Genomic DNA, 19,435 nt, shown 5'->3' on the forward strand with positions numbered 1-19,435 from the left:
GCGGGGCACACTGGTCTCATGCGCATCGTCGTGCTGACCGGAGCCGGGATCTCGGCCGAGAGCGGCGTGCCCACCTTCCGCGACGCCGACGGGCTGTGGGAGGGGCACCTCATCGAAGACGTAGCGACGCCGGAGGCCTTCGATCGCGACCCCGACACCGTGCAGGCGTTCTACGACGCGCGGCGGCGGGCCGTGGCATCCGTCCACCCGAACGCCGCCCACTTCGCGCTCGCCCGCCTGGAGGACGCCCTGGGGGAGGACCTGCTGGTCGTCACGCAGAACGTCGACGACCTCCACGAGCGGGCGGGCTCGCGCCGGCTGGTCCACATGCACGGCGAGCTGCGGCGGGCGCTGTGCCTGGCCTGCGGTGCGCGGCCGGTGTGGGACGCCGATCTCGCGTCGCGTCCGCCGTGCCCCGCGTGCGGAGAGCGGATGCTGCGCCCCGACGTCGTCTGGTTCGGCGAGATGCCGTACGAGCTCGACCGCATCGAGCAGGCTGTCGTGGCGTGCGACGTGTTCGCCTCGATCGGCACCTCGGGCGCGGTCTATCCGGCCGCGGGATACGTCGCGCTGGCGTCTGCGTTCGGAGCGCGCACGGTCGAGCTGAACCTCGTGCCCAGCGACTCGATCGTGCCCTTCGAAGACGCCCGCGCCGGTCGTGCCGGCGACCTCGTACCGGCGTGGGTGGACGAGGTCATCGCGGAGGACCGGGCGTCCTGACGGATGCGGCGGGACGCGCCGAACGACAAGAGGCGCCGGAGCAGCGGATGCCGCGCCCAGCGCCTCTCGACGGGATGACCCGCTAGGTTCTCGCGCCGTTGCCGCGCAGACGCGACACCGCGTCGACGGCGGCCGCGAGGATGAGCACGCCGCCGGTGACGAGCAGGCTGACACCCGCCGGCAGACGCAGCAGACCCAGGCCGTTGGTGATCACGGAGATCACCAGGGCGCCGATCGCCGCGTGCATGAGCCGGCCGCGTCCGCCGAAGAGGCTGACGCCGCCGACGACGGCCGCTGCCACGCCCGACAGGACGATGTCGCGCCCGACCGTGGCATCGACCGAGCCGACCCGCGAGACGCTGAGCAGAGCCGCGAAGACGGCCAGGCTCGAGCAGATGACGAAGGCCCACCACTTGATCCAGCGCACCTTCACGCCGGAACGGCGTGCGGCCTCGGCGTTGCCGCCGATCGCGTAGATGTAGCGGCCGAACTTCGTCCTGTCGAGCACGAACGTGCCGATCCAGAGGATCAGCAGCACGACGGGCACGACGTTGGGAACGCCCTGGACTGCATTGACGCCCTGGCCGCGATCCTGATTCAGGATGAACACGACGATGCCGCCGAGCACGGCGATCGCGAGCAGTTTGATGTACACGAGCGAGATCGTGCGGTTGGGCACCCCCGCCCGCGTGCGACGGGCGCGATCCCAGAACGACGTGCCGGCGGACACGAGCAGCATGATCGCGAGCAGCGCCCACCCGGCCCATACCGGAAGGTTGCCGTTCTGGAGGGCGATGAGCTCGGGCACCTCGAGACGGAAGAGGCCGCCGGGTCCGATGATCACGAGCGCGAGTCCTTGGAAGCCGAGGAACAGGCCGAGGGTGACCACGAACGAGGGTATGCCGACCCTCGCGACGAAGAAGCCGATGAACGCACCCGTGAGGAACCCGAACCCGAATCCGATCAGGAGCGCGAGCGGCCACGGGATGCCGAACTGCGCGTGCAGCACGACGAACAGGGCCATGCCCACGCCACCGGTCACGCCCGCCGACAGGTCGATCTCGCCGAGCAGGAGCACGAAGACGAGAGCCATGCCGAGTACCACGAGGCCGGCGGCCTGGTTCAGCAGATTCGCGAAGTTGCGCTCCGTGAGGAAGAACGGGCTCAGCGCGGAGAAGAGCAGACCCAGCACGACCAGCCCGCCGATCGCGGGCAGGGCGCCCATGTCGCCGCTGCGCACGCGCTGCCACCAGGCCAGCGCCTGCTCGCGCAGGCCTCCTTCGACACCGCTGCCGATGAGGTCGCTCGCAAGGGGATCGGGTGCCGCTTCGGTCCGCGTGGCGTTGCTGCTCATTCGGCGCCTCCTTCGGTCGAAAGCGTGGACGTGTCGAGGATGGTCACGTCGCCGAGCGTCTTGGTTCCGGTGATGTACCCCACGACGTCGTCGCGGGTCGTCTCGGCCACGGTGACCTGCGCCACGAGCTGCCCGAGGTAGAGCACGGCGATGTCGTCGGCGACCTCGAAGACGTCGGCCAGGTTGTGGCTGATGAGGATGACGGCGACGCCCTGCTCCTTGAGCCGCTGGACCAGGTTCAGCACCTGCTCGGTCTGCGCCACGCCCAGTGCCGCGGTCGGCTCGTCGAGGATGACCACGCGGGCCTTCTTCAGCACGGCGCGCGCGATGGCGACCGTCTGCCGCTGCCCGCCCGACAGCGACGACACCTTCTGGCGCACCGACTTCACGGTGCGCACCGAGAGCGAGCGCAGCGTGTCGGAGGCATCCTTCTCCATGCGTCCCTCGTCGAACGTCCCGACGGTCAGCTCCTCGCGACCGAGGAACATGTTCTGGACGATGTCGAGGTTGTCGCACAGGGCGAGGTCCTGATACACGACCTCGATGCCGAGCCCCGAGGCGTCGCGCGGCGCGTGCAGGTCTCGATGCACGCCGTCGATGAGGACTTCGCCCTCGTCGTACGGCTGCACTCCGGCGAGGCCCTTGATGAGCGTGGACTTGCCGGCGCCGTTGTCGCCCACGAGGGCGGTCACCTTGCCGGGGTACACCTTGAGGTCGACGCCCTTGAGGACGCTGACCGGACCGAACGATTTCCTGACGCCGACCAACTGGATGATCGGCTCTGTGGCTGTGATCGTCTCTGACATACTCGCTTCCTTGCGATGTGTCGGTACAGGCATGCGCAGGGGCGCCGCGCTCGCTGGCGCGACGCCCCCGCGGCCTGACCGATACGTTACTCGGCGGTGACTCCGAACTCCTCGCACGCAGCCATGACATCCGGCGTGCACACGTCGTCGTAGGACGCGTCACCGGCGGCGATGACGTCCTTGACCTCCTCGGGTCCGACGAGGACCGGAGTGACCTGGATGTACGGCGTGCCGTCCTCCAGCTCCGAGTCGGCTTCCGGGGTCTCGCCGTTGAGCAGCGCGATCGCCGTCTCGACGGCGGCCGTGGCCTCATCTGCGACCGGCTTGTAGACCGTGGCGGTCTGCCAGCCGAGCAGGATGTTCTGCAGGCCCGCGACGTTCGCGTCCTGACCCGACACCGCGACGCCCTCCAGGTTGTTGTCCTGCAGGACCTTGATCACGCCGGCGGCGTTCGTGTCGTTCGCGGCCCACACGCCGTCGACCTGACCGCTGAGCGACGTCAGTGCCTGCTCGAAGTTGGTCTGCGACTTGGCCTGGTCCCAGGCTCCCGGCGGCTCGGCGGCCGGGGTGATTCCCGCGCCCTCCATCACCTCGACGGCGCCGTCGTGGAACATGGCGGCGTTGCCGTCGGTGGGGTCTCCGCCGATGTAGACGACGGTGGCCTCAGTGGGGTCGACGCCCGCGGCCTCGAGGCCGTTGAGCACCGTCTGCCCCTGCAGGCGACCGACCTCGACGTTGTCGAACGACACGTAGTAGTCCGCGCCCGCGAAGGGACGGTCGTAGGCGATCACCGGGATGCCCTCGGCCTTGGCCTTGGCGGCCACGGTCTCTGCCGCGCCCTGGTAGTCCACCAGCAGCATGACGCCACAGCCCTGCGTGAGCTGCTGATCGGCGATCGTCGAGTACTCGTTGACGTCGCCCTGCGCGTTCTGGATGTCGACCTCGAAGCCCGCGCCCTCCAGACCCTCCTGGAGGTACTTGCGGTCGAAGTTCTCCCAGCGGGGCGACGACGCCGCGTCGGGAAGGATCACACACGCGCGGCCGGCCTCGGCTTCGCCGCCGCCGCCCTCGCTCGGGGTACCGCCGCCGGCGTTGCCGGCACAGCCCGCGAGCACCACCGCGGCCGCGCCCGTGAGGGCGGCCACGGCGAGGAGTGAAGACTTCTTCATCATTCGCCTTTCGTCGTTGAAGTGCGCGAGCCCCAGGTTCGTCCCTGACGCACTTCGCGCTTGAAGCGATCCTTTATGCGGAGGCTTCATGGCGTCAAGTCTTGAACGTAACGCTTTGACAACGCCGTGGGTTCGAGCCCAGCGGCAAGCGCTCGCCCATTCCCCCCTCGAAAACTTTCGAGCACAATGCGGGCAGAACGGCGCAGTCGGAGTCATTTCGCGCAATGCCGCGACCCGCGCCATCGAAACGATACGACGGCGACTTTGCCCTGTGAATCCAGCGCCGTCAGGCGCGACCGGTGGCCGCACGCGTTCGACGCGAGATCGCATCGACGATGACGGCGAGCACCAGCACGACGCCGGTGATCATGAAGCGCACGGACGCGTCGAGGCTGAGCAGCGTGAGCCCCGACGAGATCGACTGGATGACGATGATGCCGAGGAGTGCCGCGAAGGCGGTGCCGCGACCGCCGAAGAGGCTGGTCCCGCCGATGACGGCGGCAGCGATCGCGTTGAGATTCGTGTCGCCGGCGCCGGAGCTCTGGTTCGCCGCGCCCAGTCGCGCGGCCGCGAGGATTCCACCGAGCGCCGCGAGCGCGGAGCACATCATGAACACCGACATGTAGATCCGGTCGACCCGGATGCCCGCACGTCGGGCCGCCTCGACCGACCCGCCGACGGCGTAGACCGCCCGGCCCCAGCGCGTCCGCGTCAGGACCGCGTTCATCACGACGACGAGCACGATGAAGAACAGGAACATGACGCCCACGCCGCGCGCGAGATTCAGATACCACGCGGCCAGGACCAGCAGCGCGAGGAGCGCACCCGAGCGGATGCCGATCTCGAGGTAGCTCTGACTCACGAGGCTCGCCGCCGCCCGGCGCCGCGCCCGCCGTACGAGCACCCAGCCGTATGCGGCGACCGACAGCGCGACGACGACGTACGACGCCCATGCGGGGAGGAACATCTGCTGCGCGAACTGGACGATCCACGAGTCGAACGGGATGCCGATGCTCCCCGTGTCGCCCAGCACCCACAGCTGCAGTCCCAGGAAGCCGAGCAGTCCCGCGAGGGTGATCACGAAGCTCGGCAGGCCGAACCGGGTGTACAGGAAGCCGTACAGCAGGCCCACGAGGCATCCGATCCCCACTGCGGCGAGGATCGCGAACACAAGCGGCCACTGAAGCTGCACGAACCCGACCGCCAGCACGGCCGCCGCCAGCCCCGAGACCGACCCCACCGACAGATCGATCTCGCCCAGCAGCAGCACGAGGACGATTCCGAGGGCGATCGTGCCGATGGCGGCGCACTGCATCGCGAGCAGTTCCAGGTTGCCCGGCGAGAGGAATTTCGGGTTCAGAAGCTGGAACACGAGCCAGATCACGGCCACGCCGACGATGACCGGCGCCACTCCCAGGTCGCCGCCGCGGATGCGCGCCACGAGCCCGCCGACGGCGGAACGGACACCGCTCACGCTGAGGAGCCGCTCGTCGTCGCCCGGGACCGCCATTGTGCGGTCGTCCAGGCTCATCGCCGGCCTCCCGGTTCGGGCGTGCGTCCGGGGCGCTTGCGCGACGGCCGCATCCGGATGATCTCCGCATCGGGCGCATCGGGATCGTCCTCGCGGTCGACGACGGGCGGATCCGCGAGCGCGGGCGAGGCCTGCTCGGTGGCACGCCGGCTGACCGCGTTGTCTGCCGCGCCGGTGATCGCGGCGATCAGCGTCGCGCTGGTCACCTCGGCGACGTTGTAGATGCCGTTGTTTCGCCCGAGGCGCAGGACGACGACACGGTCGGCGACCGCCATGACGTCGGCCATGTTGTGGCTGATCAGGATCACGCCGTGCCCGCGCTCGCGCAGGCGCTCGATGAGATTCAGCACCTCGGCGGTCTGCGCGACGCCGAGCGCGGCGGTCGGCTCGTCGAGGATGACGACGCGGGGATCGCCGATGAGCGAACGCGCGATGGCGACGGTCTGCCGCTGGCCGCCCGACAGGGAGGCGACCGGGATGCGCACGGACGGGATCTTGGCCGAGAGCTCGCGCAGCAGGGTCCAGGTGCGCTGCTCCATGTCGACCTCGTCGAGCGTCGCACCGTCGATCAGCTCGCGCCCCAGCCAGAGGTTCGCCACCACGTCGAGGTTGTCGCACAGCGCGAGATCCTGGAAGACCGTGGCGATGCCGAGCTCCTGCGCGTCGGCCGGGCTGTGGATGTCGACGAGCTCGCCGTCGAACTCGATCGTGCCGGCGTCGGGCGCGTGCACCCCGGCGAGGACCTTCACGAGCGTCGACTTGCCGGCGCCGTTGTCGCCGACGAGCGCGACCACCTCGCCCTCGTTGACCCAGAAGTCGACCTCGGTGAGCGCCTTGACCGCACCGAAGTGCTTGCCGATCCCGCGCATGGTGAGGACGCGCTCGCGCGGGCGTCCTGCCCGCGGCTGTGTCATCGACATCCCGTCATGCCCTCCTCGCCAAGGTGGAGACCCTACCGGATGCCGGCGGCTTCGCACGCATCGGCCAGCGCCGGGGTGCAGATGTCGTCGATCGTCCAGAAGCCGTCGGCGACGACTGTGTCGAGCAGGTTGTCGAGGGTGACGGCCACGGGCTCGAGCAGCGTGGTCGGAACGCCGCCGATGTCCATCGGCGCCGTCACCTCCTCGCCGTGGAGGAGGGCCACCGCCACCTCGGCGGCGAGCTCGGCCTGCGGCTTGATCGCCTTATACACCGTCATGTGCTGATCGCCGGCCACGATGCGCTGAAGCGCCGCGAGCTCGGCATCCTGGCCGGTGACGATCGGGAACGGGTCGGCATTCGCCGCCTTGAGCGCAGCGACCGCGCCGCCCGCCGTCCCGTCGTTCGCCGCGTAGATGCCCGCGATGTCGTCGTCGTACTGCGCGATCTGCCCGGCCACCCAGTCCTGGGCCTTGTCCGGGCTCCAGTCGGGGGTGTCGTACTCGGCGAGAACGCGCAGGCCGCTGTCGTCGATGACGCTGTGCGCACCGCGCCGGAACAACGCCGCGTTGCTGTCGGTCGGCGAGCCGTTCACCATCAGGATCGCGTCGCCCTCGCCGGCCTCGCGCACGGCGTCGACGAACGCGGTCGCCTGCAGGACGCCCACCTTCTCGTTGTCGAACGAGATGTAGTAGTCGAGCTTCCCGCCGGCGATCAGCCGGTCGTACGAGATCACGGGCACGCCGCGCACGTTGGCCGAGTTGACGATGCTCACGGCGGCGTTGGCGTCGACGGGATCGAGGACCAGCACGTCGGCTCCCGCCGTGAGGGCCGACTCCGCCTGCTGCTGCTGCTTCGCGGCATCCTGGTCGGCGTTGCCGTACAGCACCTCGTAGTCGCCGAGCTCGCTGATGCGCGCCTCGAAGAGCGGGCGGTCGAACGTCTCGTAGCGGGCGGTCTTCGATTCGGGGAGCAGCAGGGCGATGGTGCCGCCGCCCTCGTCCGTCGACTCCGGCGGAGATCCGGGCCCGGTCGCGCAGCCCGGCGCGAGCGCCACGACCGCCGCGATCGTCGTGATCCCCGCCAGGCGCCCGGCCGACTTCCTCAGAACCTCGCGTCCTGATCCGGTCATCGCCACGATCTACGCCGAATGGGGGAGGGCTTGGGCGTCCACCGTCACATGGTCGAGTGCGATGGCGATGGCTCCGCGGGTCTCGGCCCATTCGCCGAACGAGGCGCCGACGATCTCCGGCAGCCCCCCGGCGGACGGCAGAGCCGTGCGCTCGAGCGAGTGCCGCATGGGAGCCATCAGGATCTCGCCCGCCTGGGAGAGCTCGCCCCCCATGACGATGAGCTCGGGGTCGAAGAGGTTGCAGAGACTCGCGGCGGCGATGCCGATGTGGCGTCCGGCGTCGGCGATCACCCGCCTCGAGCTGCCGTCGCCGGCCTCGGCGGCCTGCAGCAGGTCGCCGAGACGCTGCATCCCTTCGGCGGCAGGGAACAGGGACAGCAGCGCCGGCCCGCCGGCGTAGGTCTCGAGGCAGCCGCGATTGCTGCAGCGGCAGATGGGTCCGTTCTCGTCGATCGTGACGTGCCCGATCTGGCCGGCCTTGCCGTTGACGCCCCGGAAGAGATCGCCGCCCACGATGAGCCCGGCGCTGATGGTGTGGCCGACGCGGATGAACACCGACGACGAGGCCTCGCGGCCGCTGCCCTCGCGCGCCTCGGCGAGCCCGCCGAGATTCGCCTCGCTGTCGACGTAGACCGGGCGGCCGATGCGTTCGGACAGGCTCGCCGCCACGTCGACGCCCTCCCAGCCGCGCAGGAGTCCGGGCGTCGAGACCATGCCCGTGCGGGGGTCGATCGGCGCGGGAAGCGCCAGCCCCACGGCGAGCAGGTCGGACAGCGAGCCGCCGAGCGACTCCATCATGTCGCCGAGGAGCAGGCCGAGCCGATCGAGTTCGGCGTCGTGACGGTGGTCGAGCGCGAGCGGAAGAGAGGACTGCGTCACGATCGCGCGCGCCGTGTCGGCGATGGCGATGTGCAGCTGGCGCGAGCTGAAGTGCACGCCGGCGACCAGTCCGAGCTGGCGCGCGAGCGACACCAGGGTCGCCCGGCGGCCGCTGCGCGACGTGAAAGACGTGTGCAGCAGGCCGGAGGCGGTGAGCTCCTTGACGATGTTCGACACCGTCGCGGGGGACAGGCCCGTCGACCCGGCGAGCTCGACCTGGGTGAGGCGGCCGTGACGCTTCAGGGACTCGACCAGGCGCGCGCGATTGGCCTCGCGGAGCGAGGTCTGCGAGCCCGGAGGAGGGTTGCGGCGTGCCACGAACGACACTGTACCCGACGCGTGATTTCCCAGATCAGAGGGTGGCTCGCGCGGGCGCGACCCGCTTTCCTACCCGCGCTCGGCGGCGAGACGGATGAGCACGATGTTGCCCGACTCGTCCACCTCGGCGACCGACGGGTGCGCGCGCACGAACTCCGTGAAGCTCTTGTGCCCGAGCGCCTTCTCGCTGAACGACGGATCCAGCCGCTTGACGAGGCTCTTCACCGCCGAGGCGTGCTGCCACTCGACGTCCTCCTTGTCGCTCTCGAGCCGCAGTGCGCGCTCGAGGAGCGCCTCGACGGGATCGGGGGCGGCGGGCTTGCGCGACCGCCGGCGGGAGGGCGTGGAGTCATCCTTCTCCGGCTTGGCCGGCTCGGGAGCCGCGACGCCCGGCAGCGCGTCGTAGGAGTCGAACTGGTCGCACGCCGCGGCGAGGGACTTGGCCGTCGAGCCCGCGACGCCGACGCCGACGACGAACCGGCCCAGCCGCTTGCACCGCTGCGCGAGCGGCACGTAGTCGGAGTCGCCGGCGACGATCACGACGTGCGTGAGGTCGGGGAGGCGGAACATGTCTTCCACGGCGTCGACGGCGAGCCGGATGTCGGCGCCGTTCTTCGCATACGCAGCAGCGGGGAACAGCTGCACGAGGTCGACCGCGCGGGCGACCAGCTGCGACCGGTAGACGGCGTTCACCGGCGACGACCAGTCGGCGTAGGCGCGAGTCAGCACGAGCGTGCCGAACGACGTCGCATAGTCGATGATCGCGCCGACATCGATGGTGGCGGCGACCAGGCGCTCCGCGATCGCCGGGTCGGCGGCATCCGTCATGATCTTCTGTCGGTCGCGCGAGTAGGAGTTCTTGCCGTGGACGCGGTCGTACCAGCTCATGACGATGTTGTCGAAGTCGAGATAGACGGCGACGCGGGCGTTCTGCAGGTCGGCCATGATCACTCCTCACCGGGGTAGCGGACGCCGACGAGCTCGCGGATCTCGTCGAGCGTCGCCATGATGGCCACAGTCTCGTCGATCGGCAGGACGTCGCTGTCGGTGAGCCCGGCCGCGATGAGACGCTCGGCGGCGAGCGCCTGGTACTGCATGCCGCGCCCCTCGAAGTCGGACACGTAATCCTCGAGGACCGTGCCGTCCGGTGCGATGACGCGGAACGACGTCGCGGTGTACCAGACGCGGTCGATGTCGAGGCGTGCCTCGGTGCCGATGATGGACGCGGTGTTCGGGCCGGCCGACCGCGAGCCGGAGATCGACGTGGACAGGGCTCCGGACACGTGGGACATGATCGTCGCCACCTCCGTGTCGGCGCCGGTCTCGCTCAGACGCGCCGAGGCGGTGAGGGTCAGGGGCTCGCCCAGGATGTCCCAAGCGAACGAGACGGGGTAGATGCCGAGGTCGAGAAACGCGCCGCCGCCGAGCTCGAGCGCGTTCAGACGGTGGGACGGGTCGCTCGAGATCTTCTGCGTGTGGTCGGCCATCACGATCCGGATCTCGCCCAGCGCGCCCGACGCGACGATCTCCCGGATGCGCGCCATGTGCGGCAGGTAGCGCGTCCACATCGCCTCCATGGCGAGCAGTCCGCGCTCGGCCGCGACGGCCTGGACTGCGGCCGCCTCGGCGGCGTTGAGCGTGAAGGGCTTCTCGACGAGCACGTGCTTGCCGTGCTCGAGTGCGAGGATCGCCTGCTCGGCGTGGAACGGGTGCGGTGTCGCGATGTAGACGATGTCGACGTCGGGGTCGGAGACCAGGGCCTCGTACGAGCCGTGCACGCGGGCGACATCGAAGTCGGCGGCGAACGCGGCGGCGGTGTCGGTGCTGCGCGAGCCGACGGCGGCGAGGTCGAGCCCGGCGACGCGCAGGTCTGAGGCGAAGGCGCGGGCGATGCCGCCCGGTCCGAGGATGCCCCAGCGCAGGCGGGGCGAGGGGGAGGAAGGCGACGTCATGTTCCCGAGCGTACCGACCGTGCGGCGGGCCCGGGGCGCTCGCCCGCCGGGGCGCGGCGCGTCGGTCGGATTAGGCTCGGGGCGTGGCATCCCCCGTCGACCGCTTCCGCGAGCTCCTGCGCATTCCGACCGTGTCGCACGCCGACGAGTCCGAGATCGACTGGGCGGCATTCGACGCCTTCCAGGCAGCCCTGGAGCGCCTCTATCCGGGGGTCCACACGGCGCTGGACCGCGAGGTCGTCGACGGGCACTCGCTGCTGTTCCACTGGCGGGGAGCGGATGCCGCGGCCCCGCTCGTGCTCATGGCGCATATCGACGTCGTGCCCGTCGTCGAGTCCGAGTGGGACACCACCCCGTTCGGCGCCGAGATCGTGGGAGAGGGGGCGGATGCCGCGATCCACGCGCGCGGCGCGATCGACGACAAGGGAGCCCTGGTCGCGGTGCTCGAGGCCGTCGAACAGCTCGTGGCCGAGGGGTTCGCTCCCGATCGCGACGTGTACCTCGCCTTCGGCCACAACGAGGAGACGGCCGGCGGAGGGGCACGCGCGATCGTCGAGGAGCTGCGCGCACGCGGCATCCGACCCGGTCTCGTGCTCGACGAGGGCGGCGCCGTCGTCGAGGGGGTGATCCCCGGCGTCACCGTGCCGACCGCGATGGTCGGGGTCGCGGAGCGCGGGGTCATGACGGTGCTGCTCACCGCGCGCGAGGGCGGCGGACACGCGTCGACCCCGCCCGCCGTGCCGGCCACGGCGCGCCTCGCCCGCGCGATCGACCGGCTCCACCGGCATCCGTTCCCGACCCGTCTCGCGCCGCCGGTGCGCGCGATGCTCTCGACGCTCGCCCCGCACGCGCCGCAGCCGTTGCGGGCCCTCTTCCGCAGTCTCGCCGTCACCGGGCCGCTGGTGGCGTCCGTCTTCTCGCGGCTGGGTCCCGAGATGAACGCGATCGTGCGCACGACCGCCGTCGCGACCGAGCTCAGCGGCGCACCCGGCGAGAACGTGCTCGCGACCACGGCCAAGGCGTCGATCAACATCCGCCTGCTCACGGGCGACACCGTCGACGGCGCCGCAGAGCGTGTCCGCCGGGTGATCGCCGACCCCGGGGTCGAGATCGAGGTGCGTCACGGCTCCGATCCATCGCCGGTGTCGCCGTGGCAGGGCGAGGCGTGGCGGCGGCTCGCGACCGCGGTGTCGTCGTCGCTCGGCGAGGAGATCGTGACGACGCCCTATCTGCAGCTGGGCGCGAGCGACAGCCGGTGGTTCACGGCGATCTCCGGCAACGTGTACCGCTTCACGCCGTTCCACCTCACGCGCGTCGAACGCGACGCGCTGCACTCGCACGACGAGCGCATCCGCGTCGACGTGTGGCTGCGCGGGATCGGGTTCTACCGGGCGCTGCTCGCCGCCAGCTGAGGGGCGGCGACTGAGGGCGCGGCGGCGGCGGGCGCGCCCGCGAGGGCCTGCGCGAGGTCGGCCACGAGGTCGGCCGGATCCTCGAGCCCGATCGACAGGCGGATCGTCGTCGGCGAGATGCCGGCCTCGGCGAGCTGCGCCGGCGACAGGTGGCTGTGGGTCATCGACGACGGATGGGCGACGAGGCTGCGGGCGTCGCCGATGTTGGCGACCAGTTTCACCAGGTGCAGACGGGCGATGAACGCCTCGACCGCGGCGAAGTCCGCGTCCGCGTCTCCGGTGCCCGGCAGGTCGAAGGCGAACACCGAGCTCGCGCCGCGCGGCAGGTACTCACGTGCGAGGTCGTGCCACGGGCTCGACTCCAGCCCCGGGTGGTGCACCCGCGCGACGGCGTCGTGTCCGTCGAGGAATCGCGCGACCTCCAGCGCGCTCGCGGAGTGACGCGCGATGCGCAGGTCGAGCGTCTCGAGGCCCTGCAGCAGCTGGAAGGCGTTGAACGCGGACAGCGAGGGGCCGAGGTCGTGCACGTACTTCGTCTTCACCAGCGCGATGTAGGGCGACCCCGTCGCGCCGAAGCGCTCGATCAGGCTGCCGCTGGGCACACGCGCGTACGTCTGCGTCAGCTGGGGCCAGCGCCCCGGCTCGGCCGTGAAGTCGAAGGTGCCGAGGTCGACGACGAGGCCGCCGAGCGACGTGCCGTGCCCGCCCAGGAACTTCGTGGCGGAGTGCACGGTGATGTCGGCGCCGAGGTCCCTGGCCTTCTGCAGGTAGGGTGTCGCCACGGTGGCGTCGATCACGAGCGGCACGCCGGCGCGGTGGGCGATGTCGGCGACGGCGCGGACGTCGAGCACCTGCGCGATCGGATTCGTGATCGACTCCGCGAAGAACGCGCGGGTGACGGGGCGGACGGCCGCGACCCAGGCATCCGTGTCGTCCTGATCGACGAAGGTGACCTCGATGCCCCAGTCGGCGAAGGTGTCCTGCAGCAGGTCGACTGTGCCGCCGTACAGCTGGCGCGCCGCGACGATGTGCTCACCCTGCTTGGCGAGCGCGAGCAGTGCGACGGCCACCGCCGCCTGGCCCGACGCGACGCCCGCCGCGGCGATGCCGCCCTCCAGCTCCGCGACGCGCTTCTCGAGCACGAGGACGGTGGGATTCGCGGCGCGGCTGTAGATGTTGCCGTCGCGGCGGAGTGCGAACAGGTCGCGCGCCTCGCTCAGCGACCCGAACTCGAACGCGTTCGACTGGTGGATCGACGGCACGGCGGTGTGCTCGGCGACGCCGGCGTCGTAACCCGCCTGCACCTGCGCCGTCGCGAACGAGCGAGGGGACTGTGGCATGCGAACCATTGTCGGGGCGCGAGGCGCCGGGCATTCCCCTGTGTCGAACTGTTGCGCCTGGGAGAGGATGGAGAGGTGGCCCAGCTCATCACTCCCGCAGAACTCGACCACCTTCTCGCCGGACGTGCCGACGTGCGCGTGCTGGACGTGCGGTATCGCCTGGACCAGCCCGACGGGCGTCCCGAGTACCTCGCCGGGCACGTGCCCGGGGCCGTGTACGTCGACCTCGAGTCCGAGCTGTCCCGCCACGGACGCCCCGAGGATGGGCGGCACCCGCTCCCCGCCCTCGACGACCTGCAGACGGCCGCCCGCCGCTGGGGCCTGCGCTCGGGCGACACCGTGGTCGTCTACGACGATGCCCGCTCGCTCGGCGCGTCGCGCGCGTGGTGGCTGCTCACGCGCAGCGGTGTGACCGACGTGCGCGTCCTCGACGGCGGGCTCGGTGCCTGGAAGGCTGCGGGTCTCGCCCTGGATACCGGCGAGGTGGTGCCCGAGCCGGGCGACGTGGTGCTCGAACCCCTGTCCGAGCCCGTGCTGTCGATCGACGACGCAGCGGCGCTGCCCGCGACGGGCGTGCTGCTCGACGTGCGTGCCGCCGAGCGATATCGCGGCGAGATCGAACCGGTCGACCCCGTGGCAGGGCACATCCCGGGCGCCGTGAATCTGCCGACGACCGCCTACGTGGTGGACGATCGATTCCGGGATGCCGCGGCCCTCCGCGCGCTGTTCGCCGAGGCCGGCGTCGTGCCCGGCGTCACGGCGGCGGCGTACTGCGGATCGGGAGTCACCGCGGCGCAGGCCGCGTTCGCCGCCGAGCTGGCCGGACTCGACCTGCGCATCTACCCGGGCTCGTGGAGCCAGTGGTCCAACACACCGGGACGCCCGGTCGCGACCGGAGCCGCGCCGGGCGGCGTCTGAACCCGCGGTCGAAGCGCCGCTCGGGTCCGCTATGGGACGAGCGTGATCTTGCCGTCCACCCCGGCCTCGACGGCACGGTGAGCCTCCGCCGCGTCCGCGAGCGGGAACGACGGGCCGAGTTCGACGCTGAAGCGGCGGGCGGCCAGCAGCGCGAGCGCGACAGGCACCGCCTCGCCTCGCCAGGCCTGCTGCTGCGCGGTCAGGGGCCAGGGGGCGCCGCCGGAGAACGCGCGGATCCCGAGGCCCGCGGCATCCCGTCCCCTCACCAGCGTCGCGATGCGGCTCTTGTCGGCGACCAGCTCGATCGAGGTCTGCAGCGCCTCATCCGTGCCGGCGGCGTCGATCGCGACGGTGATGCCCTTCGGTGCGAGCTCGCGCACGCGGTCGGCGAGGCCGTCGCCGTAGGGCACGGGCGTGGCGCCCAGCGCCCGCACGCCGTCGGCGCGGCGGGGCGACGAGGTCGCGATGACGGTCGCACCCCACAGCACCGCGAACTGGATCGCGGCCTGGCCGACCGAACCCGAGCCGGCGTGCAGGAGCAGCGTGTCGCCGGGTCCGACGGACAGCGAGCGCAGCGTCTGGTACGCCGTGCCCACGGGGATCCCGAGCGCCGCCCCGGTCGCGGCGTCCACCTGCGGCGGCCGGAAGCTCACGCGGTCGGCCGGGACGACGAGGTCGGTGGCGTAGGCGCCCGACGCGCCGGAGAACACGACCGCATCGCCGGGCGTGAAGCCGTCGACGTCGTGGCCGACCGCCGTCACCACGCCGGCCCCGTCGTTGCCCACGCGGCGCGGCTCGACGATGTCGGCTGAGGCGCGTGCGCGGGAGCGGAGCTTGGCGTCGATGGGATTGACCCCGGCCGCTTCGACGCGGATCGCGACCTCGCCCGCACCGGGGACGGGCGCGGGGATCTCGATGGCGTGGAGGACCTCGGGTCCGCCGAATTCGGTGTACACGATCGCAGTGGCCATGGCAGGGGCAACCTCCTCGTTCTCGGACGCTATTCCCGCAGCGCCTTCTGGATGCGCTGCAGCGACACCGGCTCGGCCGTGCCGAGCTGCTGCGCGAACAGACTGACGCGATACTCCTCCAGAAGCCAGCGCGCATGCGTCAGCGCGGGGGTCTGGCTCACCGGCACCGGGATCACACCGCCGGCCTCGGCGAAGGCAGCGGCCGCCCGTTCGAACTCCGTCATGCGCTGGCGGTCGCGGCCGGGGTTGTCGCCGAGCGCCTTCACTCGGTCGAGCGCCCCGCGGAGATACCGCGGGAGGTGGGCGAGCCGTGCGGTGCCGGTCCGCGAGACGAACCCAGGGAAAACGAGCCCGGCGACCTGGCTCTTCACGTCGTTCAGCGCGCCGAGCAGCGTCAGCGAGTTCTGGTCGCGCACGGCGCGCTCCACGTCACGCGACGCCGTGAGGATCCGAGCCGTCAGCGACACCGTCTGGAAGAGCTCATCGACGACGACCGATGACAGCGCGTCGCGCACGGCGTCGAACCCCGCGCGGGTGCGCACGACACCGTGCGGTGCGGTGCGTGCGATGACGGCATCCGCCACCGCGACGCGGGCGTCCTCGACGAGTGCCTTCGCGGACGGATAGGGCGACGCCGCGAGCGCGAGCTTCTCGGCGGAGGTCAGGTGGTCGAGAACGTAGGCGGAGGGCGAGGGCACGGCGAGGAGGAGCAGCCGGCGCGCACCCGCCTGCGTCGCCGTCGCGGCGGCCTCGGGTGTGGCCTCGATCCGCAGGGCGACCGACCCGCCCTCATCCACGATCGCGGGGTAGCCCCGCACGACGCCGCCGGCGACCCGCGTGTCGACCACCTCGGGCAGGTCGCCGAAGGACCACTCGGTGAGACCGGTCCGCTCGGCGAACGACGATGGCGCGGGTGCGGGTCGCGGCTGGGGACCGGCGGTCGCGGCGGGGCCGCGGCGCCTCGTCTCGCGGGGCTCGCTCAGCGACCGCGACACGGCCGAGCGGGCTCGGTCGGCGAGACGGTCCTGGAGCGCCGAGAGGTCGCGGTCGGAGCCGACCGTCCTGCCCCGCTCGTCGACCGCGCGGAATGACACCTGGAGGTGGCCCGGCACGCGATCGAGCTCGAAGTCGTCGGCCGACACCGGCTGGTTCGCGACGCGCTGGATGCGGGCCGCGAGCGCTTCGCGGAGCCCCGTCGGTGGGAGACCCGCGTGCGACTCCGGTCCTTGTCCGGCCAGCTCCGCCCCGAGGGTCGCCGCCCAGTCCGCGGCCGGCACGACGTGGCGCCGGATCGACTTGGGGAGCGCGCGCAGCAGGGAGGTGATGAGCTCGTCGCGCATCCCCGGCACCTGCCAGTCGAAGCCGTCGGGGCGCAGCTGGGCGAGGAGCGCCAGGGGCACCACCGCGGTCACGCCGTCGTCGGGTGCGCCCGGCTCGAACCGGTACGCGAGCGAGAGCACCTGGTCGCCCTGCTGCCAGCGTGCGGGGAAGTCGCGCTCGTCGCCGCGCGACGCCTCGTCGACGAGGTCGGCCTCGGTCATGTCGAGCAGGCGCGGAGTGCGCTGCGACGCGTCACGCCACCACGCCTCGAACGAGCGCACGTCGAAGACGTCGCGCGGGATGCGGGCGTCGTAGAACCGGTACACCGCCTCGTCGCCGACGAGGATGTCGCGGCGCCGCTCGCGCTCCTCGATCTTCTCGAGGCGCCTCCGCAGCTCGAGGTTGCGGCGCTCGAACGCGGTCAGTCGCTTGTCGAGGGCCGAGGCATCCCACTCGCCCTCGACGAGGGCATGCCGCAGGAACAGCTCCCGCGCGAAGGGGCGGTCGAACCGGGCCAGCTGCACCCGTCGCTTCGGCACGATGTCGACGCCGAAGAGCGTCACCTTCTCATAGGCGGATGCCGCGCCCGCGGCCTTGGACCAGTGAGGCTCGCTCAGCCGGCGCTTGGCGAGATCGCCCGCGAGCGGCTCGGCCCACTCCGGGTCGATGGCGGCGACCGTCCGCGCGAACAGGCGGGAGGTCTCGACCACCTCGGCCGCCATGACCGCCGTGGGTCGCTGCTTCCGAAGGCCGGAGCCGGGGAAGATCGCGAAGCGCGTGCCGCGGGCGCCGAGGTATTCGGCGGAGCGCCGCTCGGGGCGCTCGCCGCCGGACCGGCCGCTGCCGCGCGGTGGGGTCTTGGCGGGCGCGCGATCATCGAGGATGCCGATCTGCGACAGCAGGCCGGAGAGGATCGCGCGGTGGATGTCGGCGGGATCGGCCGTCTGGCCCGACGAGCCGGCCGACGCCTTGCGCGACAGGCCGAGGATGGCGCTGAGCTGGCGATGCACGTCGGCCCACTCGCGCACCCGGACGTAGTTGAGGTGCTCCTGACGGCATAGACGACGGAAGGCGCTCGAGCCCAGCTCGGTCTGCTTCTCCTGCAGGTGGTTCCACAGGTTCAGGAGGCTCAGGAAGTCGCTCGTCGGGTCGGTGAACCGCGCGTGGAAGCGGTCGGCCTCCTCGCGGCGCTCCTCGGGGCGCTCCCGCACGTCCTGGATCGACATGCCTGCCACGATCGCGAGCACATCGCGCAGCACGTTCGTCCGCCGCGCCTCGAGGAGCATGCGCGCGAAGCGGGGATCGATGGGCAGGCGCGCGATCTCGCGACCCAGGTCGGTCAGAACGGGGGAGCGGTCGCCGTCTCGCCCTGCACGCACCGCGCCGAGCTCGACGAGGAGGTCGAACGCCGCCTTCACGCCCCGTGAGTCGGGCGGCATGAGGAACGGGAAGGACGAGATGTCGCCGAAGCCGAGCGAGAGCATCTGGAGGATGACGGAGGCCAGGCTCGTGCGGAGGATCTCGGGCTCGGTGAACTCGTCGCGCGCGGTGAAGTCGTCCTCGGCGTAGAGCCGGATCGCGACACCGGGGCTCGTGCGCCCGGCACGACCCGAGCGCTGCTGCGCCGATGCCTGCGAGATCGGCTCGATGGGCAGCCTCTGGATCTTGCTGCGGTTGCTGTATCGCGAGATGCGGGCGGTGCCGGTGTCGACGACGTAGCGGATGCCGGGCACGGTGAGGCTGGTCTCGGCGACGTTGGTGGCGAGGATGACCCGTCGGCGCACGCCCGCGACGGCCGAGCGCTCGAACACGCGGTGCTGCTCGGCCGAACTGAGCCGCCCGTACAGCGGCAGCACCTCGGTCGGCGCGGCATCCTTCGCGTACATGCCGCGTACGGCATCCATCGCGTCGCGGATCTCCGCCTCGCCCGGCAGGAACACCAGCACGTCGCCGGCGGGCTCGCGATCGAGCTCGCGCAGCGCGGCGGTGATGCCGTCGACGTCGTCGGCCTCGTCCTTCGCAGAGGGGGCGGGCGGGCGATAGCGCACTTCGACGGGGTAGGTGCGGCCGGAGACCTCGACGATCGGCGCGGGGGTTCCGTCGGCTGCCGCGAAGTGCTGCGCGAAGCTCTCGGGATCGATCGTCGCGCTCGTGATGATGACTTTGAGGTCGGGCCGGCGGGGGAGGACCCGCTTGAGATATCCGATGAGAAAGTCGACGTTGAGCGAACGCTCGTGCGCCTCGTCGACGATGATCGTGTCGTACCGCTTCAGCAGGCGGTCGCGGTGGATCTCGTTGAGCAGGATGCCGTCGGTCATCAGCGCGATGCGCGTGTCGTCGGAGACCTTGTCGGTGAAGCGCACCTTGTAGCCGACGGTGGTGCCGAGCGGGACCTGCAGCTCTTCCGCGACGCGCTCCGCGATCGTCCGCGCGGCGATGCGGCGCGGCTGCGTGTGGGCGATGCGGGTCCTGCCCAGTTCGAGGCAGATCTTCGGCAGCTGGGTCGTCTTGCCCGAGCCGGTCGCGCCGGCAACGATCACGACCTGGTGGTCGCGGATCGCACGCGAGATCTCCGCGCGCGCGGCGCTGACGGGCAGCTCCGGCGGGTAGGAGATCACGGGTTCGGGCGCAGACATAGCCCTCCATCGTATGACGGACCGGCTGCGGCGGCGTCCGGCGGTGCCGATGGCTGCCA

Annotated in this window: 15 protein-coding genes; 3 read left to right on the forward strand and 12 right to left on the reverse strand. The window is 71.4% G+C overall.

Annotated features, from left to right (window positions below):
• The first annotated feature begins 18 nt into the window (after window positions 1–18).
• Entirely contained in the window at window positions 19–720 is a 702-nt protein-coding gene (locus JX005_RS06115; protein WP_214466523.1) for an NAD-dependent deacylase, read from the forward strand.
• Between the two features lie 82 nt (window positions 721–802).
• Here JX005_RS06115 and JX005_RS06120 read toward each other — a convergent pair whose 3' ends face one another.
• The 9 genes from JX005_RS06120 to JX005_RS06160 form a co-directional block, all read right to left on the reverse strand.
• Window positions 803–2,074, reverse strand: a complete 1,272-nt coding sequence (locus JX005_RS06120; protein WP_214466524.1) for a sugar ABC transporter permease — start codon at window positions 2,072–2,074, stop codon at window positions 803–805.
• Window positions 2,071–2,880, reverse strand: a complete 810-nt coding sequence (locus JX005_RS06125) for an ATP-binding cassette domain-containing protein (RefSeq protein WP_214466525.1) — start codon at window positions 2,878–2,880, stop codon at window positions 2,071–2,073. Before JX005_RS06125 ends, JX005_RS06120 begins: the two co-directional genes overlap by 4 nt.
• An 86-nt stretch (window positions 2,881–2,966) precedes the next feature.
• A complete protein-coding gene (locus JX005_RS06130; RefSeq protein ID WP_246533565.1) occupies window positions 2,967–4,052 on the reverse strand; it encodes a sugar ABC transporter substrate-binding protein in 1,086 nt (361 codons plus the stop codon).
• A gap of 283 nt (window positions 4,053–4,335) precedes the next feature.
• A complete protein-coding gene (locus JX005_RS06135; protein WP_214466526.1) occupies window positions 4,336–5,580 on the reverse strand; it encodes a sugar ABC transporter permease in 1,245 nt (414 codons plus the stop codon).
• Window positions 5,577–6,494: an ATP-binding cassette domain-containing protein gene (locus JX005_RS06140; protein ID WP_372447321.1), complete on the reverse strand. Its 918-nt coding sequence runs from the start codon at window positions 6,492–6,494 to the stop codon at window positions 5,577–5,579. Before JX005_RS06140 ends, JX005_RS06135 begins: the two co-directional genes overlap by 4 nt.
• A 38-nt stretch (window positions 6,495–6,532) precedes the next feature.
• Window positions 6,533–7,630, reverse strand: coding sequence for a sugar ABC transporter substrate-binding protein (locus tag JX005_RS06145; protein ID WP_214466527.1), 1,098 nt, complete (start codon window positions 7,628–7,630; stop codon window positions 6,533–6,535).
• Window positions 7,631–7,639: 9 nt separating this feature from the next.
• Entirely contained in the window at window positions 7,640–8,827 is a 1,188-nt protein-coding gene (locus JX005_RS06150; RefSeq protein ID WP_214466528.1) for an ROK family transcriptional regulator, read from the reverse strand.
• Between the two features lie 69 nt (window positions 8,828–8,896).
• Window positions 8,897–9,772, reverse strand: a complete 876-nt coding sequence (locus JX005_RS06155) for an NYN domain-containing protein (protein ID WP_214466529.1) — start codon at window positions 9,770–9,772, stop codon at window positions 8,897–8,899.
• A gap of 2 nt (window positions 9,773–9,774) precedes the next feature.
• Complete coding sequence (locus JX005_RS06160) at window positions 9,775–10,779, reverse strand: Gfo/Idh/MocA family protein (RefSeq protein WP_214466530.1); 1,005 nt, start codon at window positions 10,777–10,779, stop codon at window positions 9,775–9,777.
• A gap of 83 nt (window positions 10,780–10,862) precedes the next feature.
• Between JX005_RS06160 and JX005_RS06165 the strand changes: the two genes are divergently transcribed.
• Window positions 10,863–12,191, forward strand: coding sequence for a M20/M25/M40 family metallo-hydrolase (locus JX005_RS06165; RefSeq protein WP_214466531.1), 1,329 nt, complete (start codon window positions 10,863–10,865; stop codon window positions 12,189–12,191).
• Here the strand turns inward: JX005_RS06165 and JX005_RS06170 are convergent.
• Window positions 12,164–13,531, reverse strand: coding sequence for an O-acetylhomoserine aminocarboxypropyltransferase/cysteine synthase family protein (locus JX005_RS06170; RefSeq protein WP_246533567.1), 1,368 nt, complete (start codon window positions 13,529–13,531; stop codon window positions 12,164–12,166). The two genes, JX005_RS06165 and JX005_RS06170, sit on opposite strands and share 28 nt — an antisense overlap.
• A 75-nt stretch (window positions 13,532–13,606) precedes the next feature.
• On the opposite strand from JX005_RS06170, the gene JX005_RS06175 reads away from it, so the two are divergent.
• Entirely contained in the window at window positions 13,607–14,449 is an 843-nt protein-coding gene (locus JX005_RS06175; RefSeq protein ID WP_214466533.1) for a sulfurtransferase, read from the forward strand.
• A 29-nt stretch (window positions 14,450–14,478) separates the two neighbouring features.
• On the opposite strand, the gene JX005_RS06180 is transcribed toward JX005_RS06175, so the two are convergent.
• Together JX005_RS06180 and hrpA are read right to left on the reverse strand one after the other, a co-directional pair.
• On the reverse strand, window positions 14,479–15,420 hold the full coding sequence (locus tag JX005_RS06180; RefSeq protein WP_214466534.1) for a quinone oxidoreductase family protein: 942 nt from the start codon (window positions 15,418–15,420) through the stop codon (window positions 14,479–14,481).
• A gap of 29 nt (window positions 15,421–15,449) precedes the next feature.
• Window positions 15,450–19,376 carry an ATP-dependent RNA helicase HrpA gene (gene hrpA, locus JX005_RS06185; RefSeq protein WP_214466535.1) on the reverse strand — a complete coding sequence of 1,309 codons (3,927 nt, stop codon included), beginning with the start codon at window positions 19,374–19,376 and terminating at the stop codon, window positions 15,450–15,452.
• Window positions 19,377–19,435 lie beyond the last annotated feature (59 nt).

Source organism: Microbacterium flavescens, from assembly GCF_018588945.1.
Taxonomy (GTDB): domain Bacteria; phylum Actinomycetota; class Actinomycetes; order Actinomycetales; family Microbacteriaceae; genus Microbacterium; species Microbacterium flavescens.